Source organism: Cellvibrio sp. KY-YJ-3, assembly GCF_008806955.1.
In the GTDB taxonomy this organism is placed as follows: Bacteria; Pseudomonadota; Gammaproteobacteria; order Pseudomonadales; family Cellvibrionaceae; genus Cellvibrio.
The window spans coordinates 1,265,735-1,286,528 of sequence record NZ_CP031727.1; the positions used below are offsets into that span (position 1 = coordinate 1,265,735).

Annotated in this window: 13 protein-coding genes; 8 read left to right on the top strand and 5 right to left on the bottom strand. The window is 51.0% G+C overall.

Annotated elements, in window-relative coordinates; translation table 11 throughout:
- Positions 1-576 precede the first annotated feature (576 nt).
- The 3 genes from D0B88_RS05330 (at position 577) to D0B88_RS05340 (ending at position 6,355) form a co-directional block, all read left to right on the top strand.
- Positions 577-3,126, top strand: coding sequence for an exo 1,3/1,4-beta-D-glucan glucohydrolase (locus D0B88_RS05330; RefSeq protein WP_151055689.1), 2,550 nt, complete (start codon positions 577-579; stop codon positions 3,124-3,126).
- 110 nt (positions 3,127-3,236) lie between these two features.
- Positions 3,237-4,868: a glycoside hydrolase family 16 protein gene (locus D0B88_RS05335; RefSeq protein ID WP_225318541.1), complete on the top strand. Its 1,632-nt coding sequence runs from the start codon at positions 3,237-3,239 to the stop codon at positions 4,866-4,868.
- Between the two features lie 101 nt (positions 4,869-4,969).
- Positions 4,970-6,355: an ADP-ribosylglycohydrolase family protein gene (locus D0B88_RS05340; protein WP_225318542.1), complete on the top strand. Its 1,386-nt coding sequence runs from the start codon at positions 4,970-4,972 to the stop codon at positions 6,353-6,355.
- Positions 6,356-6,435: 80 nt separating this feature from the next.
- Here the strand turns inward: D0B88_RS05340 and D0B88_RS05345 are convergent, their stop codons facing one another.
- The gene (locus D0B88_RS05345) at positions 6,436-9,228 is read right to left on the bottom strand and encodes a TonB-dependent receptor (protein ID WP_225318543.1); all 2,793 of its coding nucleotides are present in this window, start codon (positions 9,226-9,228) and stop codon (positions 6,436-6,438) included.
- A gap of 352 nt (positions 9,229-9,580) precedes the next feature.
- Here D0B88_RS05345 and D0B88_RS05350 point away from each other — a divergent pair, with 352 nt between their 5' ends.
- On the top strand, positions 9,581-11,629 hold the full coding sequence (locus D0B88_RS05350; protein ID WP_225318635.1) for a metallophosphoesterase: 2,049 nt from the start codon (positions 9,581-9,583) through the stop codon (positions 11,627-11,629).
- A gap of 18 nt (positions 11,630-11,647) precedes the next feature.
- Here the strand turns inward: D0B88_RS05350 and D0B88_RS05355 are convergent, their stop codons facing one another.
- Positions 11,648-12,793 (bottom strand): AraC family transcriptional regulator, encoded by a 1,146-nt coding sequence (locus D0B88_RS05355; RefSeq protein ID WP_151055697.1) that lies wholly within the window; start codon positions 12,791-12,793, stop codon positions 11,648-11,650.
- A gap of 192 nt (positions 12,794-12,985) precedes the next feature.
- Between D0B88_RS05355 and D0B88_RS05360 the strand changes: the two genes are divergently transcribed.
- Both D0B88_RS05360 and D0B88_RS05365 read left to right on the top strand, forming a co-directional pair.
- Positions 12,986-13,963, top strand: a complete 978-nt coding sequence (locus tag D0B88_RS05360; protein WP_225318544.1) for an alpha/beta hydrolase — start codon at positions 12,986-12,988, stop codon at positions 13,961-13,963.
- A 106-nt stretch (positions 13,964-14,069) separates the two neighbouring features.
- The gene (locus tag D0B88_RS05365; protein WP_007638469.1) at positions 14,070-15,068 is read left to right on the top strand and encodes a DUF368 domain-containing protein; all 999 of its coding nucleotides are present in this window, start codon (positions 14,070-14,072) and stop codon (positions 15,066-15,068) included.
- A 112-nt stretch (positions 15,069-15,180) separates the two neighbouring features.
- Here D0B88_RS05365 and serA read toward each other — a convergent pair whose 3' ends face one another.
- The 3 genes from serA to tsaA all read right to left on the bottom strand — a co-directional run bounded on the left by serA (position 15,181) and on the right by tsaA (position 18,113).
- The gene (gene serA / locus D0B88_RS05370; RefSeq protein WP_007638468.1) at positions 15,181-16,410 is read right to left on the bottom strand and encodes a phosphoglycerate dehydrogenase; all 1,230 of its coding nucleotides are present in this window, start codon (positions 16,408-16,410) and stop codon (positions 15,181-15,183) included.
- Positions 16,411-16,647: 237 nt separating this feature from the next.
- Complete coding sequence (locus tag D0B88_RS05375; RefSeq protein WP_007638467.1) at positions 16,648-17,373, bottom strand: DUF4197 domain-containing protein; 726 nt, start codon at positions 17,371-17,373, stop codon at positions 16,648-16,650.
- Between the two features lie 17 nt (positions 17,374-17,390).
- Positions 17,391-18,113 carry a tRNA (N6-threonylcarbamoyladenosine(37)-N6)-methyltransferase TrmO gene (gene tsaA, locus D0B88_RS05380; protein WP_007638466.1) on the bottom strand — a complete coding sequence of 241 codons (723 nt, stop codon included), beginning with the start codon at positions 18,111-18,113 and terminating at the stop codon, positions 17,391-17,393.
- Between the two features lie 183 nt (positions 18,114-18,296).
- Between tsaA and D0B88_RS05385 the strand changes: the two genes are divergently transcribed.
- Positions 18,297-19,562, top strand: coding sequence for a glycoside hydrolase family 26 protein (locus D0B88_RS05385; protein WP_151055701.1), 1,266 nt, complete (start codon positions 18,297-18,299; stop codon positions 19,560-19,562).
- Positions 19,563-19,788: 226 nt separating this feature from the next.
- Positions 19,789-20,742 (top strand): choice-of-anchor A family protein, encoded by a 954-nt coding sequence (locus D0B88_RS05390; RefSeq protein WP_191966529.1) that lies wholly within the window; start codon positions 19,789-19,791, stop codon positions 20,740-20,742.
- Positions 20,743-20,794 lie beyond the last annotated feature (52 nt).

Sequence of the window (20,794 nt, forward strand, 5' to 3'; positions counted from 1 at the left end):
ACAAAAGTTTTTTTGATTTGTTGTCCCACTTTGGCGGCGACCTGAACATGGGATGAGCAGTGATGGGAATCTGGCTATTGATTCACATCCTGGTCGTGGGGTGGATTGGTTTGAGTTGCGGTGCTTTACCGAAAGTGAGACGTTTTATTGTTCGAGTAATATTGTTTTGCCGTGTTTTACACGAACGAACTTCCCTCTTTTATTCATCCGCAGGTGCTACCCGCCCCATGTTCGGCATACCGCGAAAGTGGGACGACACTCTTTTTATTTCCTGTCACTCTGAATTGGTAAACACAAACGATGTGCCCGTGGTTGAGCCGCGTGCGTGTTTTTGCTGATGTGATTTTTTCATTAGCTGTTGAACCCCTGGGTGATGTCAGGTCCCCTTGGGTGTTAGCAAGAGTGGTGAGTATGCACTGTCATCCTTCTACTATTGTTAGCTCTCCTTGCTTAGCCCCCGCGTTCTCCAGTCTTGCAGAAAGCGGGGGCTTTTTTCTTGGTGGCGAGCATTTTATCAATCAACCCATGGCAGCAATGTACATAGACAAGAACAGTGATTTTTCAATGAGGTAGGTTATGCCCAGTTTTTTCAAACCATTAATGGCCGCTGCGTGCAGTTTCGCTGTAGTGGCCGCGCTGAGCGGTTGCGATAAAAATATCAACGAGAAAGACAGCGCAAGCAATAGTGGTGATGGGCCAGTTGCTGTTGAAAAATCCCTGTGGCCCAGTATTGAGAGCGCGGTTAAAAAAGACCCGGCGCTAGAGGCAAAAATTACTGAATTATTGGCTCAGTTGTCGCTGGAGCAGAAAGTGGGACAACTGATGCAACCAGAATTGCGCCATGTCACCCCGCAAGATGTTAAAGAATATTCCGTCGGTGCGATTTTAAATGGTGGTGGTTCGTTCCCCGGCGAAAACAAACACGCGAAGGTTGATGATTGGCTGGCATTGGCGGATGGTTTTTATCACGCTTCCATGAGTACCGACGGCGGGCGCGTTGCGATCCCGGTGATCTGGGGAACCGACGCCGTACATGGTCACAACAATATTATTGGTGCAACACTTTTTCCCCACAACATCGGTTTGGGTGCGATGCGCAACCCGGAATTAATTCGTCAAATCGGCGCGGCGACGGCGGCGGAAATTGCAGTGACTGGCATCGACTGGAGCTTTGCACCGACGCTCGCAGTAGTGCGCGATGATCGCTGGGGACGCACTTATGAATCCTACGCGGAAGATCCGGAGGTGGTGCGCGCCTACGGCGGCATGATGGTAGAGGGCTTGCAGGGCACGGCAGGCAATAATTTTTTGAGTGAGCGCCATGTGATCGCCACTGCCAAACATTTTCTCGCCGATGGCGGCACCCTGGGTGGTGTTGATCGCGGCAATGCGGCAATCAGCGAAGCGGAATTAGTGCGTATCCACAACGCTGGGTACGAGACCGCACTGGCCGCCGGCGCGCAAACGGTCATGGCCTCCTTCAGCAGTTGGCAGGATGTAAAAATGCATGGCCATAAATACCTGCTTACCGATCAGCTAAAAAACAAAATGGGTTTTGACGGTTTGGTGGTGGGCGATTGGAACGGGCATGCGTTTGTGCCTGGCTGTACGCCAGTCAGTTGTGCGGCATCCATTAATGCCGGGCTGGATATTTTTATGGCGCCCGATGCCAACTGGAAAGAGCTGTATCACAACACCTTGGCGCAAGTGAAAAGCGGCGAAATTCCCATGGCGCGCTTGGATGATGCAGTCGCGCGGATTTTGCGGGTGAAATTGCGTGCGGGGCTGTTTGAAAAAGGTGCTCCCTCTACGCGCGAATTGGCCGGCAAACGCGAGGTGATTGGTTCGCCGGAGCATCGCGCTATCGCTCGTCAGGCGGTGCGTGAATCCATCGTGTTATTGAAAAACAATCAGCAAGTATTACCGGTTAAACCCACTGCCAAAATATTGGTGGCGGGTGATGGTGCCGACAATATTGGAAAACAAGCCGGTGGTTGGAGTATTACCTGGCAGGGCACAGGCAATACCAATGCGGATTTCCCCGGCGGTACGTCTGTTTATCAAGGCATCGCCAGCGCAGTAACCGCTGCCGGTGGCTCGGTGGAGTTGAGTGTGGATGGTAATTATCAACAAAAACCTGATGTTGCCTTTGTGGTGTTTGGTGAAGACCCCTATGCGGAAATGCAGGGCGATGTAAACCAACTGGCCTATAAAGACCCAACCCATCTGGCCTTGCTGAAAAAATTAAATGCCGATGGCATCAAGGTGGTTGCGCTGTTTATCACCGGTCGTCCGCTCTGGGCCAATGAATTTATCAACGCTGCCGACGCTTTTGCGGTGGTCTGGCTGCCCGGTTCCGAAGGGGCGGGTGTGGCCGATGTGGTGCTCGCCAAGGCCGATGGTTCGGTGAATGCCGCGGTCAAAGGCAAACTGCCCTTCTCCTGGCCGGCATCGCCCGTCCAGTCGCCACTCAATGTGGGTGATGCGGATTATCAGCCCCAGTTCGCCTACGGTTTTGGGCTGACTTATGCCGACAACACGGAGACCGGTTTGCTGGATGAAACTGCCGGTCAAATCGCCGCGAGCGTCACGCCTGACAGCCTGCCTATTTTCAATCAGCGGGTAATGAACCCCTGGCAATTAGTGCTGCTCGATCATCTCAATAATATGCAGCCAGTGACCACCAGCAGCGGCACTCTGGGTGCGGTGACTGTGTCCTCCATCGACTACAAAGTGCAGGAAGATGCACGTCGCCTGCAGTGGGACGGCTCCGCACTGGCGAGTGTGAACTTTGCTTCCACCGAGCGCAGCGACCTGAGTGCATATGCCGGTGGCGCCTTGGTGTTTGATATCAAAGTGGACGCCAAACCCAGCGCCGAGATCAATGTGGGAATTTTCTGCGGTAGCGATTGTGGCGGCGCCATTCCCATCACCCAGCAGCTAAATAATGCGCCCGCAGGTGAATGGACCAGTGTGAGTATCGCGCTCGACTGTTTTGCGCAAAAACGCACGAAACTGGACATGGTATTAACCCCCTTTGCGCTCAGCACCAGCGGTACCGCGGACATCAGCCTGTACAACCTGCGCATCGAGAAAAATACCCAGGCACCTGCCTGCCCCGAGTAACCCATCTGTGAATGCCGGCGTTGTTCAAGCGCGCAGCGCCGGTAGCTAGCAGTGTTCCACCAAGCGCTTTCGATAATAAAACCTAATAAAACAGCACCGAGGTAAGAAGTATGAGAATTCAACAACGAGGTATGAGCCAACCACTGGTTCAAGCATCCCTGACCCTGGCATTGCTCAGTTTGATTGGCTGTGGCGGTTCGGGCGGCGGCAGCTCGCCGGCCAGCTCCTCAAGCGCGCCATCGAGCGTGGTAGCGGAAGCATCCAGCAGTGCAGTGAGCGTAGAGGCGAGTTCGAGCAGTCTTGAGGCCAGCTCGAGCAGTGTCGAAGCAAGCTCTTTGGCTGCATCCAGTTCATCCGCCGCGGTTGGCTGGGAGTTGGTCTGGAGCGATGAGTTTGATGGCGAGACCATCGACAGCACTAAATGGTCGTTTGAAAAAAATTGCATGGGTGGCGGCAATAACGAATTGCAGTGCTACACCGACCGTGCCGATAACGCCTTTGTTGCCGAAGGCAAATTGCACATAGTTGCCAAAAAGGAAACCTTCGCCGGTCAAGCCAAGGGCGATGATGACCCCACTTACAATGTGGATGACAAATCCGTCACCCGCGACTACACCTCTGCGCGCCTGCGCTCCAAAAATAAAGGGGATTGGAAATACGGACGTATGGAAATTCGCGCCAAATTGCCACAAGGGCAAGGGGTATGGCCGGCGATCTGGATGCTGCCGACCGAATGGAAATATGGCGGTTGGCCGCTCAGTGGCGAGATCGATATCGTAGAAGCAGTAAACCTCAACACCACCAATGGTGGCAACGCTATTCACGGCACCTTGCACTATGGTGATGTCTGGCCCAACAACAAATACACCGGCACCAGCACTACACCCACCGCCAATACCTGGGAAGAATTTCATACTTACGCCGTTGAGTGGGAAGAGGGTGAAATTCGCTGGTACATCAACGACAAACACTATGCCACCCAAACCAAGGCGGGTTGGTACACCTCTGCGTCAACCGCCGAAAATGCGCCGTTTGATGAATCCTTCCACATGATTATGAACGTCGCCGTGGGTGGCAACTGGCCGGGTGTGCCCAACAACGCCACCAGCTTCCCGCAGGAAATGCAGGTTGAATCGGTAAAAGTCTATCGCTGCGCAACCAACCCTGAAACTGGCAAAGGCTGTGCGACCAATGTCGACCCGGCCATTGTGCCCTTAACCGGCCATCCACAAGTGTCGGGCGACTTTGCGGAGCCGCCGCTGTTCACTATGTACAGCGACGCGCTGGCGACTGGCTTGAAGTTTGAGTCCTACAACCCACAGGGCCAAATCAGCTATTCACAGTTGGATGAAGAAGGCCGCGGCAAGGTGCTCAACGTGATCAAAACCGGCGCAACCGGCAATGTGTATTTTAATATCCCCGCCGGCACCGCCGATTTAACCGGCTGGGCCACGGCGGGTGAACTGGTATTTGACCTCAAGGTTAACTCCATGGCGGCCGGTGCCAAACTACTGATCAAAATGGACAGTGGCTGGCCGAGTGTGAGCGACGTAGAGGCAACCTTACCCGCCACCGGCACTTGGGGTGAATACCGTATTTCGGTTGCTAACCTGATCGCGCGCGGCAACTCCATTGAACCGGGCAGCGCCAACCTGGCAAAAATCTCCAATGTGTTTGTGGTTGAACCCAACGCAGCGATGAACGTATCGTTTGATAATGTGCGGTTGGTTGTACCGGAGTAATTTGGTTGTACTCGATAAAAAGTGCAGCCAATAAAACGCAGCATTAAAAACGTGTTTTTAATGCTGCGATAACAATAAATTTTTTGTTCGTGGAAGAAATTATGTTGATGCGCTACCCCACGATAAGTATCGTTCTGTTTGTAAACGTACTGGTGGGGTGCGCATCGCATACCGCGATAGAAACTGGTCTGCATGACAATCATGCAATCAAATCTGCTGAAGTTATTACGATATCGCGTAGTGCCTATCGCGATTCACTTTATGGTTTTTGGTTGGGGCAGTGTATTGCCAACTGGACCGGATTGGTCACGGAAATGGATAAGATCGGCAATATCGGGGAATTAAAAACAGGCAAATTTTATACGCGCCATGATTGGGGTAAACCCGATCAGCCAAGTATTTGGGGGCAAGGTGTTCCGAGTGATTTATCGTCGACCATTGATTTTGTGACTGTGGGACCTGAAGGCATTTGGGGCGCGGATGACGACACCGATATTGAATATATCTACCAGGAGCTATTAAACAAAAGTCCGTCGGTCATACTAACACCTGAACAGATACGCGATGGTTGGCTCAAACATATCTATTCCTCGCAAGAGCCGACACCTTTCGGTCGTGACCCCGAGGGAAATTACGAAAATTTTCTGTGGGTATCCAATCAAAAAGCGTTTGATTTAATGCAAGCGGGTACTTTGCCACCCTTAACCGGAAGCAAAACCTTGAATCCCCACTACGATATGATCGATGCGCAACTCACTACGGAAATCTTTGGTTTTTTTGCACCCACACGCCCGGACATCGCATTAAAAATAAGTGAACTGCCGGTGCGAACAGTTGCAGATAAAGAGGCAGTCGATATCGCCAATTTTTATATCACGCTCTATTCACTGGCCCCTGCTGTCGATGAAACTCTGCCACTGAAAGCACAAATTATGTGGATGGCAGAGCAGGCACGCGAAAAAATGCCGGCGCAGCAGTACCCAGCGGCCATGTACGATTTAGTAAAAGACATGTACCTCGCCGATGTTCCCTGGGAAAAAGCCCGCGATACGCTTTATATTCGCTACCAGCAACATCAACGCGATGGTTATGACCTCACCAATAGAAATTTATACTGCAACGGTTGTTTTGCTGCCGGTATTAATTTCGCTGCCAGTTTGGTCAGCTTGTTTTATGGCGAAGGCGATTTAAAAGAAACTATTAAAATCGGAGCGCTAATGGGGTGGGATTCGGATAATCCAACGGCGACCTGGGGCGGCCTATTAGGTTTTATGTATGGTAAGAAAGAAATAGAAAGAACGTTTAATCAGCAGTTTTCAAATCAATTCAATATTCACAGAACACGAAAAAATTTTCCTAACAACGGTATAGATACTTTCGACAAGATGGCGAACACCGGTGTTGCTGTAGTGGATAAAGTAGTGGTTGAACTGATGGGCGGACGTGTGGATATGGAAAATGATCGCTGGATGATTCCAATCAAATAATAAGTAAACTCCAACAAAAAAGGATGCTCTGTGTAGAGCATCCTTTTTTGCAACAGGCTCAAGCAATAATTTTTTACAACTTAAAAATCTGCTCTTACCCCCAAACTAATACGACGACCAGAAAATTCGTACATGGAGGGGAATGACGGGTCGATGGTGTAAGCACTGGTCTCTTCGTCGGTGATGTTAATACCTTCCAGTGTGAATTTGATGAAGTCCGTCAGCTGGTAGCCCAGTGACAGATCCGTTTGGCCGTAGGCTTTGCGGTACACCGGGTACATATCGCTGGCGATATATTCCACATATTTGTCTTTGTAGTTGTAGGCGATACGTGCATCAAATTTTTGATTTTCGTAATAGAAGGTCAAGTTGTAAGTTTCGTCTGCCAAACCTTCGGGTGGGGTGGGAATGCCTAAATCGGATTCACCGGTCAGTGAATTGTCGAGCATGGTGAAGTTGGCATTAACACCAAAACCTTCCAGCGATGGGTGCAACATATTCAGTGGGAATTGCGCAATTAATTCCACCCCGGATACATCGTAATCACCTTCAGCATTAACCTTTTGATAAATTTCAAAATCATACACACCATCGACAGTGCCGTTGGCATTGTATTTAACAACGTCCTGCACCACACCGGTCAGTGATTCACGCACTACACCTTCAATTTTTTTCTCGAAATAGGATGCTGCAAACAGTGCGCCTTCGCCGACATACCATTCCAAACCCAACTCCCATTGATCGGCATAAGTAGGTTTCAGATCCGGGTTGCCGTCGCGATATTTAAAATCATTCAGGCTCACGGTGCGTTTGTAGGCGATATCGTCTAGTGCGGGGCGAATTAAGGTTTCCGATGCGGCGGCGCGCAACAACAAACCATCGCGCAATTCCATGCTCATATTCAGGCTGGGTAATACGTCGCTGTAATTACCTTGTTTGGAAATCGGTGCCGGTGTGTAGCCGGTAGAGCCATCAGAGTTTTGCACTTGGTGATAACCAAATGACAATACGTCGGTATAAATTGAACGTACACCGGCATTGAGTGTAACCGGCATAGTGGCGACATCGAATTTGAAATCTGCCATGGCGTACAGGCTCAGCACTTCTTCATCCACGCGATAATATTCGCTATCGGCAAAGTCCACTGCAAAGCCATCATAGCGGAAGGTTTCGCGTGCATAGCTGTTGGCAACTTGTGCCCACTGCGGACTGTTGGATGATTGCGATAAATATTTTCCGCCCGGCACTATGTCAGACACCAAGGTCAATTCACTGTCTTGCAGGGTGCGCACGTTGCGCCAGGAATTGTCGCCCGCTTCTGGCCCGCGCACAGTATTGGTACCGCGGTTGCGCTCTTTGGATTTGTCGGTATAGCGTGAGCCAAATTGCACTTGGCTTAATGCCGGTAGGAAATCCAATTCCAGTGGTTTGATAAAATCTAACTGCGCGGCATATTTGTCATCCTGAATTTTTTCCAAATTCACTTCATAGGAATCGAATAAATATTTTTCCGGCGAATTGTACATATCAAAACTTGCCGGATTAGCGCTCACGAGTGTTTCACCACCATTGCTGGTGTAGCGGCTGCGTGACGGCGCAAAGGCAACGTGTTTCAAATTGCTGGTGTCAGAGGTTTTTTCCGCACCGGAATAACCCACCAAACCTTCAACATACCAACCGCCAATCTCCCAATCCAAATTTAAACTGTATTGGGAAAAATCAGTTTCATGAACATTTTCTTTGCTGAGAAATTCGTGCTGGGTAGCGGCGTAAGACACATCGCGCAACACCACTATGCCGTGTTGAGCTAGGGTGGTACTGTCGTATTCATGAACCGTTTCCAGCGCACTAATACTGGATGCGGTATAGGCCGCTGCATCGTATTCGTCTTCGGTATTGTCGTAACCACCGAGCATGGCATCGAGCGTCAAACTAAATACGTCGCTGGGTTGATACTGGAATGCAGCTGTTGCGCCCCACTTTTCCTGTTCATTTAAATAAGCGCGATCGCCAATCTTGTCATGAAACACAATGCGATTGGTTTCTTCTTTGTCAAAGCGATCATTAATCACTATACCGGTATCGCGTTCCAGTACCTCAAGGGTTTGAGTCGCTTGCCATTGTGACGAACCGGTTTTTTCGGTCCAGCGTGAAAGCGGACGAAAGTTAATGCCGGAATTGGAATCTGTTCTATTAGTGCGCTCTGCCACCGAAACAGAAACCAGCGCACCAAAATCACCGAAGGTGTCGCTGGCGAGGAAGGAAACTTTGGGGTCTATTTCTTCAGAAATAGAGTTGTGTGCGCCTTCGGCGGACACCACAAATTTTGCATCGCTGTAGTCAAAAGGGCGTGCCGTTGAAATTGCCACTGAACCGGCAATGCCACCTTCTTCGTCAGCGGCAGTAGGTGATTTTTTTACGGTCACACTTTGAATAATTTCGGAAGCAAAAATATCGAACTCAACATCACGGCCGCCACTGCCAGAAGCGGTGGACAGGTTGTTGATGGAGACGTGGGTAAATTCACTGGGCAGGCTGCGCACGTTTACTTTACTGCCCAAACCTTTGTTGCGCTCAATCGTAACACCGGGCATACGCTGCAATGCTTCGGCGAGGTTTTGTTCCGGGAAATCGGCAATGTCGGTGGCGACAATGGAGTCAGAAAAGCCAACCGTATTGCGTTTAATATCAATCGCTTTTTCCAAACTTTTGGAGTAGCTGCCGGTCACTACAATTTCTTCCATCAGGTCGGCATCTTGCGCCCAGCCAGGTAATGCGGCTGTTGCTAATGCGGTACCCATAATGATGTGCCCCAAGGCGTGACTTAAGGGTGATTGGGTTGCTAGCGGGGAGATTTTTTTGCTCTTTTTCACTTTAATTTCCTCTTATCTATCACAGTTAGAAAAACAACGGTCAACCATTTCTAGCTCTCATAAAAAGAGAAAATTCCATCTTACTTCCCATGCAGATTTAGAGTCCTCAACAGGAATTAGAAACGCGAGGGCACGGTAATGTCGCAGCGTTTCAGTTTTATTGCGGCATTGTTGTTATTTGTACTATTAACAGTAATTAACAATTTGTTGTGCGGTGAGCAGTAAAAAATATTTTTCTGTCATCAATCTGTCGTTATTGCTTCATAGAATTCATTTTTTGCAAAAAGTCCCTTCTCTATGCTCGCCTGTGATCTGTTGCGCGGGTTATTTTCCGGTTGAATTTGCTGTGACCATGAAATTATTTTTTGTCCTCGCGTTAGTAAATCTGGTGATATTGTTATCCGGCTGTGAGTCGCCCAGTGAAAAAATCCCCAACAACGCTGAGTTTGTGCGTGTCGCATTTATGCCGGACATTCACTTTCACGATATTTATGGTGAGTTTACTGATGGCTCATTCAAGGGCTTGCCAACCCATACCGAACAGGGTGTACAACACGCCAGTATTCGTTCGATGCGCGCACAATTGCATTCCACTCGCTTGTTTAACGAAAATTATTTTGCACTACTCGCCGCGCTGGATGACATAGTCAAGCGGGAAATAAAATATGTAGCCCTACCGGGCGATTTTAGTGATGACGGCCAACCACTGCACCTGCGCGGGTTAAAAACAATTCTGGAAAAATATCAGCGTGAACACGGCATTGAATTTTTTATGGCACCGGGTAATCACGACCCAACGCGCCCCGTCTCTCATCCGGCGGGAAAAATGGATTTTTTGGGGCAGGATGGAAAAGAACAACCTATTTTTAGCCTGCAACATCCTTTGTGTGCCGAAAAAAAATCTCAGCAAACTGATGCGGTTATTTGTTCGGATGAGGTTCAGGAGCTGGGTTATCAACCCATTATGAATTTATTCAGTGAGCAAGGTTTTTTTCCGCGTTCCCATTATGTTTATTATGAAACCCCTTACCGCAAACCTGTTGATCTCACCGCCGCCTCTAATAATTCCGTTTATGGCGCCGCGACTTATCACCATGCAGTTGCACAGGAGGCAGCGCAGTTTGATAAGCGCCAATACGAAATTTGTCATCAGGGCGCCGGGGGGAAATACAAACAGCCGCATTACAGCGATTGTTATTGGGTGGCAGATACCAGCTATCTCGTTGAACCCACACCGGGGCTTTGGTTGTTGGCGATTGATGCCAATGTTTATCAGCCCAAGCTGGGTGGCAATGGTAACGCGCTGGATGCGGATAATTTTTTGGGCTCCAGTGATGCGGGCTACAACAAAGTTATCAGTCATAAGCCGCATTTATTGGAATGGATACGCGACCTTGTGCAACGTGCGCAAGCCCAAGGTAAAACCCTGATTGCATTCTCGCATTTTCCGATGAGTGAATTTTATGATGGTGCCGCTGAAGACATAGCGCACTTGATGGGCGATGGAAAATTCCAGTTGAACCGCAACCCCAGTGCGCACACCAGCAAGCTACTGGCAGATACCGGCCTGAAAGTTCACGTCGCCGGTCATATGCACATTAACGATACCGGTGTTTATCGCAGCGAGAATGGCAAGGTGCTATTTAATATTCAGGCGCCGTCGCTTGCGGCCTACGTGCCAGCTTACAAAGTATTGACGATTAAAACGGCGCAACAGATTGAAGTCGAAACCGTGGTATTAAATGACGTGCCGCGTTTTGATGAGCTTTTTGCGCACTACCGTACCGAATGGGATTATTTGCAGCGAATGAATGCGGCGGATATTTGGGATAAAAATATTCTGCAGGCAAAAAATTACCGGCAGTTTACCCAGTGGCATTTGCGTGAGTTGGCGCGCTTGCGTTTTCTGCCGCAGGAATGGCCAGCGGACCTACGGGACTTACTGCTTAACATCAATGGTGAGCAGCTGTTGGTTATGTCGCAATTAAATGCCGATGTTACTCTTGAACAAATTGTTGCAGTGATTGGCAATACCAATCAGGACAGGTTGGTGGAGCAGAAATGGCAGCAGGCGAGCCAACAGGCTGCAAATATGGCGCATCGCCAGGGGTTAACAACGAAGAGTTTTGCCGCGTGGAATGGGCTGGATATGGGTGTGGATTTTTATCGCCTGTGGAATGCGGATCAGCTTGCGCTAAAGGATATTGATGCCCAGCGTTTTGCGCACTACCGGTTGCTGGCACAAGCATTTTTATCGCCAGTAGAGGAAAGCTCATTGCGTGCCCGCTATCAAACGAGGCTCGCACAACTGCTGCACATCCTTGTGCAATTTGCTGGCGATGCGCCAAGCGATCATTTTTTACTGGAGTTGGATAGGGGCCAGATTCAGGCATTGCCTTGAGTTTACCCATGAGACCAATTAACTGACCTTCGCCTCTTTATGCAATTGCTGTTTGCGATACTCGGTAGGCGACATGCCAACCAGGCGATTGAAAAAACGGTGGAAGGCTGACTTGCTGTTAAAACCGGCGTGCAGCAATACATCCATCACGGTCATTTCGGCGTGTTGGCTATCGCCCAATAAGCGTTTTGCCTCTTCCACGCGATAGCTGTTCATAAACTCAAAAAAGTTGGTGCCGTAGTGTTTGTTGATTACGGCGGAGACTTCTTTGACCGGCAGATTAATGCGTTTGGAAAACTCTTCAATGTTCAGGTTTTGTTTCAAAAACAACTTCTGGCTTTCCATACCTTGCTGCACTTTTTGAATCGCCGAGTCGGTGAGTTTTTCATCGACTTTTATGTCTTTGGCCAGCTCCGGTTTGGTGGTGAGTAGCTTGTGGGTATGCACCACACTGTTGATAAACAGCGCGTTAATTAAAATAAAGACTATGTAGTTTTCAGTGATGCCAATGACGTCGGAAATGCGCGGTGATTCAATGGTATTGGCGACCACGTGCACCACAATCGAAAAACTCCAGGTAATTAAAAAGCCCAGGCTGAGTGTTTTGAGCCAGCTGGGTTCGGTGGACGAGAAGGTCGAGTATTGATCTTGCAGGCTAATCAAATACAAACGCACTTTGTTAAACGCCATTAGCCCGTAAAAGAATGGCATCACCTTGATGAAGTGCCACACCGCATTGGCCAATTGCTGTTGATCGAGGGTTTTAAAACTCAAGTCCGAGCCGTTAATACCAAACACCAGGAGCCAGCCCAGCGCAATAACAATGGGAATAGCGTGTAGCAGATGGCGCCGGTTGAGGTTAAACGCATCCTGGGTGAGCGCCACAACATACAGCAGTAGCATCGGCCCTTTGAGCAATTGCGCCGTCACCAAAAAGTAGGGCAGCAGGGTTTCATCGAACAGGGTAAACAGGCGCACGTTCTCGTTCCACAGCACCAAAATACAGGCGGAACTAACAGCGATAGAGAGCAGGAATACGCTCAGCAAACGATTGGCGAGTTGGTTTTTGACCGGAAGTATTGCCTGGAAAATAACAAGCAGGAAACATTCCGCGACGGTCATAAACAACACTACGTCGTGGATGTTAAAAATATAATTCTGCATAGAGTCTTAGCCCGGGGTTGTGTTTGTTATAAGTTTTTTAAGGTTGATTGGGTTTATGTCCCATCGGGAGCTGAATTATAGTTGAACTTTGACGCCAGTGTTGCGGCCATTTCCCTTATTCGGCGCGGTTTAATTGTCGCATTTTGTTACAGTGGCAATTCTTGTTGCTTCCCTGTCAAGGTTCCGTTGTTTATGCCAGCTGATTTGCCGCCGATGTTTAGCCTCACCGATGCTCATCTCTTGATGCAGCAGCTACCTGCGTTGCAATTTGATCCCTCCGTCGATTGCCGCTGGGTGTTGGGTGATGCCGCGCAGCAGTACCTCAACTATTACCGGATTAATTTTGCCGCGCAGGACGAATCCATCCACCACGGTTTTGGCCGCATCAGCGCTGCCGGGTTTGATATCGCCACCCACTATTGGCTGCCGCCCACGCCGCGCGGCACGCTGGTGATTATTCACGGTTACTACGATCACCTGGGGATTTTTGACCATGCCATCGCCTTCGGTTTGGCGCAGGGCTTGGCGGTGCTGGCGTTTGATTTGCCCGGCCACGGTTTGAGCAGTGGCGAGCGTGCGGCGATAGATTCTTTTGATCAATACGCCGACGTATTGCAGCAGGTCATGGCGCGCGCGCAAGCACTGTTACCGGCGCCTTTCTACGCGCTGGGGCAGAGCACTGGCGGTGCGGTGTTGCTGAATCACCTGTGGCGTTATCCGGCGCAGTTTGCACGTATCGCCCTTTGTGCGCCGCTGATTTTGCCGCGCGGTTGGGGCACCGGGCGAGTGTTTTATTGGCTGCTGCACCACTGGGTCAAACGCCTGCCGCGCGGCCGTTCGCGCAGTTCGCAAGATGCATCATTTATTAACTTCATTGATGAGCGCGACTGCCTGCAATCAAAAACCTTGTCGGTGCGCTGGGTGGGGGCGATGAAAGCCTGGCATCGTCAGTTTTTACACTTTTCCCCGCGCGCGACACCGCTGCTGGTGGTTCAGGGCACCGCCGATAAAACTGTGGCCTGGCGCTACAATACGCGTTTACTCCAGCGCAAATTACCCCAGGCAAAACTGGTGTTTATCCCGGCGGCCGGGCACCAGCTGGTGAATGAAATCGCCGCGTATCGCGACGTGGTTTTTGATGAGATCCAGCGCCACTTTTTTAGCGATTAACCTGTTGCCCGCGCACGCTTTCAGGCACACTCGCGTCACTTTTTTACTGGATATTGAATCCTGAATCTTAACCCGGCTATCACTGGCCCCAGGCGAGACTTTAGTTATGGCAACTCCCGATCAACAGGACATGACCTTGCACCAACCTCAGCGCAGCCTCAAGGACTACCTCTTTATTTTGCTCAAAGGCCTGTGCATGGGCGCTGCCGATGTAGTGCCCGGGGTATCGGGCGGCACTATTGCGTTTATTACCGGCATTTACGATGAGTGGCTCAGCTCCCTCAAGCGCTGTACCCCGGCGGTATTGCTGCGCTTAAAGCGCGAGGGGCTGGTTAAAACCTGGCAGTACATTAATGGCAACTTTCTGGTGGCGCTGTTTGGTGGCATTTTGATTAGCCTGAAAACCTTTGCGGCGGTGGTATTACTGGCGATGGATAGCTACCCGATTTTGGTGTGGGCATTTTTTTCTGGCTTGGTCGCCGCGTCTATTTATCACCTGGTGCGCGAGCAGCGCGGCTGGGGTATTACAGAGGCCTTTGGTCTGCTGTTCGGCATAGCCTTTATCCTCGCCATCTCGTTTATGGCGCCGGCGCAACTGCCCGGACATGGCTGGATTCTATTCCTCGGCGGGTTTGTGGCGATTTGCGCCATGATCCTGCCCGGTATTTCTGGCAGTTTTATCCTGCTGTTGGTAGGGCTCTATCCGGTGTTTTTGCAGGCGATACACAATCTGGAAATTGGCAAGCTGCTATGGTTTGGCGCCGGTTGTATCTGCGGTCTGGTTGTTTTTTCACGCTTCCTGCTCTGGCTGCTCAAGTCCTATCACAACCAAACCCTGTCGGTGCTGATCGGCTTCTTAGTCGGCTCGCTCTATGTCACCTGGCCGTGGAAAAACGCCCTGCTCACCACTACCGATAGTCACGGTCGCACCGTGGTATTGCAGCAGGAAAACCTCAGCCCCTTCAATTTCCTTGCCGTCACTGGCAGCGAACCTACCATCGGCCTAGCGATACTCTGGGCATTCCTTGGTGTTGCGCTGGTACTGGGTGTGGAATTGGTGGCGCTCTGGATCAAACGCCGCAGTGCGGTGGCGCTAGAGAGTTAAATCTCCCTAAGCCCTCCCTGCTAAACCCCAAACAAAAACGCCGCGTCCATTGCTGGACGCGGCGTTTTTGTTGGAGCTGGTATTAATCGTTTAGAGCAACATTCTGCAGCGACTAGAACAAGACTCTGCAGCGGATAGTCCCTTCAATATTCTTCAACTGCTCCAGCGCGATTTCATCGTACGGGGAGTTGATGTCCACTACCACGTAGCCCACCTTGTCATTGGTTTGCAGGTACTGTGAGGCGATGTTGATTTGGTTGTCGGAGAAGATTTTGTTGATCTTGGACAGGACACCGGGAACGTTAGCGTGTACGTGTAGCAAGCGGTGCGCATCCGGGTGACCGGGCAGGGCCACTTCGGGGAAGTTGACCGAGCTGGTGGTGGTGCCATTGTCGGAGTACTTGATCAGCTTCTCGGCCACTTCGATACCAATGTTGGCTTGCGCTTCCATGGTGGAGCCGCCGATGTGCGGGGTCAGGATCACATTGTCCAAGCCGCGCAGCGGGCTCACAAATTCGTCGTCGTTAGCTTTGGGTTCTTCGGGGAATACGTCGATAGCCGCACCCGACAGGTTGCCGGCTTTAATCGCGGCGGCCAGCGCATCTATGTCCACCACTGTGCCGCGTGAGGCGTTAATCAGGATTGCGCCTTTTTTCATCAGGCCAATTTCGCGTGCGCCAATCATCATTTGCGTCGATTGGTTTTCCGGGACGTGCAGGCTGATGATGTCCGAGGTGGCCAGCAGTTCATCCAGGCTGCGCACCTGGGTGGCATTGCCCAGCGGCAATTTGGTAATCACATCGACAAATTGCACTTTCATACCGAGCGATTCCGCCAGCACTGAGGTTTGGCTGCCGATAGAACCATAACCGATCAAGCCGAGGGTTTTGCCGCGAATCTCAAAGGAGCCTACGGCAGATTTGTCCCAGCCACCGCGATGGCACACAGCGTTTTTCTGCGGCACATTGCGCAGCAGCAAAATCGCCTCGGCAATCACCAGTTCGGCTACCGAGCGGGTATTGGAATAGGGCGCGTTAAATACCGCTACACCGTGTTCCTGCGCCGCTTTTAAATCCACCTGATTGGTGCCTATGCAGAAGCAACCAGCGGCGATCAGCTTGGGTGCATTTTCAAATACACGGCGGGTCAACTGGGTGCGCGAGCGCAGGCCGACAAAGTGAGCGTCCTGAATTTTGGCGATCAGCTCGTCTTCGCCCAGCGCGGTTTTTAAATATTCAATATTGGTGTAACCCTGTTCATGCAGGGTATCCACCGCCGATTGGTGAACGCCTTCCAGCAGCAGAAATTTGATTTTGCTTTTGTCTAACGAGGTCTTGCTCATGGGAACAACTCCTAAAGTCTTAAAGTGAGAAAAGCGTACAGCGCGTCTCTGCGAGTAAGGGCATCAAACAGGAGACGGAAAGGGCCGGTATTCAGGCGCCCGCAGGCTAAAAAAGGCGTATCGGCTGGCTGAAAAAGGCGCGCATCATACCACTGCAAGCGCCAAAACCGAAGGTGGCACGGGTGCCGCCTTCGGTTTTTTTGGTGGGTTGATCAGGGTGAAAAATAGCGGGAGGCTTTATTGTTTGGTTGCGCCAAATACTGAACCAATGATCTGGCTGCCGCGTCCTACCGGGTCTTTGCGGATCAGTTGTTCTTCCACCGCGACTTGTTTAAACAGGCCATCCAGCGCCATGTTCAGCACGTGTTGCTCCAAATCCAAGCTGGGTTTGTTGGCCAGCGGCAGCATATTGTAGGTGCCGAGCAGCTGTTGATATTGGTTGTAGAAACCGATTTGCTGCAGGTTTTGTTTGATGATCGGCATATAACGCTGGCGCAAACTGGCTTCGGTCTGGCCACGGAAGTAGTCGGTCGCGGCGGTGCTGTTGCCGCGTACTATGCCCAAGGCATCGGTCACGCTCATATTGCGCACGGCATCCACAAACACTGCTTGGGCTTCCACGGCCGCTTTTTCCGCGCCCTGATTCATCAAGCCTTCTACGCGATCCAGTTGGCTGCCCAGTCCCATTTGGCGCAAAGTGCCAGCAATTGGCTGCAGGTTCGCGGGTAATTCAATGCGGTAGAGCGAGCTATTGGCGTAACCGCCGGGGGCGGAAAGGCTGGTGGCGGCGCGGTTACTGCCCAGTTCCAAGGCTTCTTTAATGCCGCGAATCAGCTGTGCCTGATTGTTATAACCAGCGGCACTGGCAACGGCAGCGCCGGTTTCTGCCATTTGTGGCAGGGTGGCATTACAGGCGACCAAGCTCAGTGGCATCAGTAACAGGCAAGTGCGGGCAAATTTCATAATCTTTCCTCGGTGAGTTAAAAGGTGTCGCCCGGTGTCAGGGCGTGTAAAAGAATGCGATGGGGCTGGCGGTCAGTCTGATAGCGCCAACGTACATTCAAATCCAGTAGTTTCATACCGTAAATCCGCTCGGGATCGGGCTGCTGGTATTGGGGGCGCGGGTCTTGCTGCAGCACCTGGGTGATTAATCCTGCGAGGTCAACTCCCATTTTTTGCTGGTAATCGCGACAAATTACCGCAAGATCGGTGGGTATTTCCACTTCAATGACCGCTGGCGGCTGGGGGGCAAAGTGGTTGTAGGCATCGGCCACCGCGTCCACATAGGGCACATAGGGTTTGATATCCAGAACCGGGGTGCCATCGAGCAAATCCACGCCGCTAATGCCCAGTAGTAATTTCCCATTGCGCTCGCGCAGCCCGGCAAAACGCACCACCGACAGACCGATCGGCGCCGGGCGCGTGGGTGAGCGGGTCGCAAAGACGCCCAGGCTTTTATTGCCACCCAGGCGCGGTGGTTTGACCTTGGGCTTCCACTCCTCGCGGCTATTTGCATGGAAGACAAACTGCACCCACAGATGGCTGGTGCCTTCCAGTCCCTCAAACGCTGCCGGATCGTTGTAGGGCGGCAGCAGTTCGATCTCGGCGGTGGCCAGTGGTGCCAAACCGGGCTGGCGCGGTATGCCAAATTTCTCCTTAAAACAGGAGTGGACAATACCTATGGCGGGGAAGGTGAAATCCATAAGGAGGCACAGGTGGGAAACAAGCCGCCAAGGCTAGGCAAAAGCATCGGGCAGCTCAACCTTTATTTACATCGCCAAGGGCTTCTTTTTGTGTTTTGACTGTTAGTATTTGCATTTGTAAACGGTTACATTATTAAAAACGATAAGATCCTGCCTTGTTTTGGCCAGTTCCGAGGAAATGTTATGCCCATTCAATCCCGTTTTAGCCTCTCATTAGTGCTGGTGTGCGCCAGCCTATTATTCGGTTGCGATAATCCATCCAGCAGCAGTGTTGGCAGTTCCAACATTGACAGTTCCAGTAGTGGTAGCTCAGCAGCAGCGGTTGAGTCCCACACGCTTGCCTTGATCGATACCCAGGCCACGGCACAAACCCGCGCGCTCTACCACAGCCTCGCCGCACTGCGCGGTAAACACCTGTTGTTTGGCCATGAAGATAGCCTCGCCTACGGTGTGCATTGGGAGGGGGATTTGGACCGCTCCGATGTGCGTGATGTCACCGGCAGCAATCCTGCACTCTACGGCTGGGAGCTGGGCGGTTTGGAATTGGGGCATGAACAGAATCTGGATGGCGTTAACTTCAAACAAATGCAGCAGTGGATTAAAGCGGGCTACAGCCGTGGCGGTGTGATAACCATCAGCTGGCATATGTACAGCCCCGTTTCCGGCGGCAATTCCTGGGATAAAACCCCTACAGTGCACGAGCTGATTCCCGGCGGCGCCAAACACGACGAACTAAAAGCCTATCTCGACAGCTTTGTCGCCTTTAATGAAGCGCTAAAAGTGACCGATGGCGCGGGTGTAGAAACTTACATCCCTGTTATTTTCCGCCCCTGGCATGAGCACAATGGCGACTGGTTCTGGTGGGGTAAGGGTCATGCAAGCGAAGCGGATTACATCGCCCTGTGGCAGTTCACGGTCAAGTATCTGCGTGATGAAAAAGGTCTGCGCAACCTGATTTACGCCTACTCACCCGACCGCAGCCGCATCGATATGGCTAACTTTGAGCGCGATTATTTGTACGGCTACCCCGGTGACGACTATGTGGACGTGATCGGTTTGGATAACTATTGGGATGTCGGCCACAGCGCCAATGACGCCAGTGCCGATGAGCAAATTGCGAACTTCACCGCCGCGCTCAAACAGATAGCGGGCATTGCCACTGCGCGCCATAAAATCGCTGCGCTCACCGAAACCGGCAACAACACATTGACCATTCCCAACTTCTGGACTGAGCGGATTCTGGCGCCAACCCTGGCTGATGCCCAGGCCAGTCAAATTGCTTATGTGATGGTGTGGCGCAATGCCAATATGGCGCGGGAGAAATCCGAGCAGTTTTTTGCCCCCTATCCGGGGCAGGCAACGGCGGAAGACTTTATCCGTTTTTACCAAAGCCCTTATGTGCTGTTTGAAAACGAATTGCCCAGGCTTTACGAAAAGCCCGCCCCCTAGGTTCTATCGCTTAAATTTTGCAGCCCTGGCAATTGCCAGGGTTTATCGGCTTTGGTTTGTCTTTCGCTGTCAATTTATGATTGTCGGCAAAATTTACAGTTTTGTGTGATGTGCATCACGGGTTGTGGTGTGTATTATTGATCCCAAAGGAAAAAGTAAAACGGGCATGAAATCTGCTTTACTGCGATCAACTTTAGAAGTCGATATTACTACCACAGGTTTTTTTATGACTTTTCATCGCATAACTTACCGCAACCTGCTCGCTGCCGCCGCGTTATTGGGCCTTTCATCCGTTACCAGCGCAGGCCCATTGAATGATTACAACCTGATTTTGTTTGGTGATTTAAATGTGTCTGGCGGTAGCGGTCATATTGAAGGCAAAGCCTTCATTGGTGGCAACGTAGTAAACGCTTCGGTGTTTGCGCAGAAGGAGCCGCAAAATTCCACCGCCGATACCGTCAAGGTTGTGGGCAACTTTGCCAGTAACAATGGCACCCATATCGATCGCGGCTACCTTGCCTACCAAGGCAACTTTTCCGGCCCGACAAATATTTGTAACGGTAGTGGTTTGGTGCCCAATGGCTGCTTGAAGCAAGTGACCGACGGTTCATTGACGGCGGAAAAAACCAGCCTGTTTGCGCAGTTGCAGGCCGAGTCTGCCTACTACAAAAACCTGGCTGCGTCGGCTAACACCGATCTGGTTGGCGATATGAACAATAAAGCCTTCACCTACAGCGGAGCCGCGACGGATTTGGTGGTGTTTAACATTACCGCCGAGGAGCTGACCGGGCCGCAGTGGAGTCTGAATATGGATTTTGCGACCGCCCTGAATGTGGTGATCAACGTGTCTGGCAGCAGCTTTAACGCTGGTAATACCAAAAACGGCACCCAGAGCTTCCGCGATAATTTCAACAATGTGCTGTGGAATTTCTACGAGGCGACCAACCTGAACTTTGGCGACTCCTGGTTTGGCTCGGTACTAGCGTTAAACGCGACTATTGCCACCAATTCCAATCTGGATGGTGCCGTCGCCGCCAAGTCTTACGTGGGCAATGGTGAAATCCATAAAGGTAGTTGGGATTACACCCCACCCGTTACCGAAGTGACCGAACCATCGATTTTTATCCTGTTGTTAACTGGTATCGGTTTGATTGGTTTAGGTCGGTTGCGTCGCCGCTAAATTCTTCGCTGCGCCACAATAAAAAACCGGGACTTAGCCCGGTTTTTTTATG

Excerpts from the sequence above, each read along its gene's own strand:
- D0B88_RS05330 (WP_151055689.1), top strand. The coding sequence starts at position 577 with ATGCCCAGTTTTTTCAAACCATTAATGGCCGCTGCGTGCAGTTTCGCT.
- D0B88_RS05335 (WP_225318541.1), top strand. The coding sequence starts at position 3,237 with ATGAGAATTCAACAACGAGGTATGAGCCAACCACTGGTTCAAGCATCC.
- D0B88_RS05340 (WP_225318542.1), top strand. The coding sequence starts at position 4,970 with ATGTTGATGCGCTACCCCACGATAAGTATCGTTCTGTTTGTAAACGTA.
- D0B88_RS05350 (WP_225318635.1), top strand. The coding sequence starts at position 9,581 with ATGAAATTATTTTTTGTCCTCGCGTTAGTAAATCTGGTGATATTGTTA.
- D0B88_RS05355 (WP_151055697.1), bottom strand. The coding sequence starts at position 12,793 with ATGCAGAATTATATTTTTAACATCCACGACGTAGTGTTGTTTATGACC.
- D0B88_RS05360 (WP_225318544.1), top strand. The coding sequence starts at position 12,986 with ATGCCAGCTGATTTGCCGCCGATGTTTAGCCTCACCGATGCTCATCTC.
- D0B88_RS05365 (WP_007638469.1), top strand. The coding sequence starts at position 14,070 with ATGGCAACTCCCGATCAACAGGACATGACCTTGCACCAACCTCAGCGC.
- serA (WP_007638468.1), bottom strand. The coding sequence starts at position 16,410 with ATGAGCAAGACCTCGTTAGACAAAAGCAAAATCAAATTTCTGCTGCTG.
- D0B88_RS05375 (WP_007638467.1), bottom strand. The coding sequence starts at position 17,373 with ATGAAATTTGCCCGCACTTGCCTGTTACTGATGCCACTGAGCTTGGTC.
- tsaA (WP_007638466.1), bottom strand. The coding sequence starts at position 18,113 with ATGGATTTCACCTTCCCCGCCATAGGTATTGTCCACTCCTGTTTTAAG.
- D0B88_RS05385 (WP_151055701.1), top strand. The coding sequence starts at position 18,297 with ATGCCCATTCAATCCCGTTTTAGCCTCTCATTAGTGCTGGTGTGCGCC.
- D0B88_RS05390 (WP_191966529.1), top strand. The coding sequence starts at position 19,789 with ATGACTTTTCATCGCATAACTTACCGCAACCTGCTCGCTGCCGCCGCG.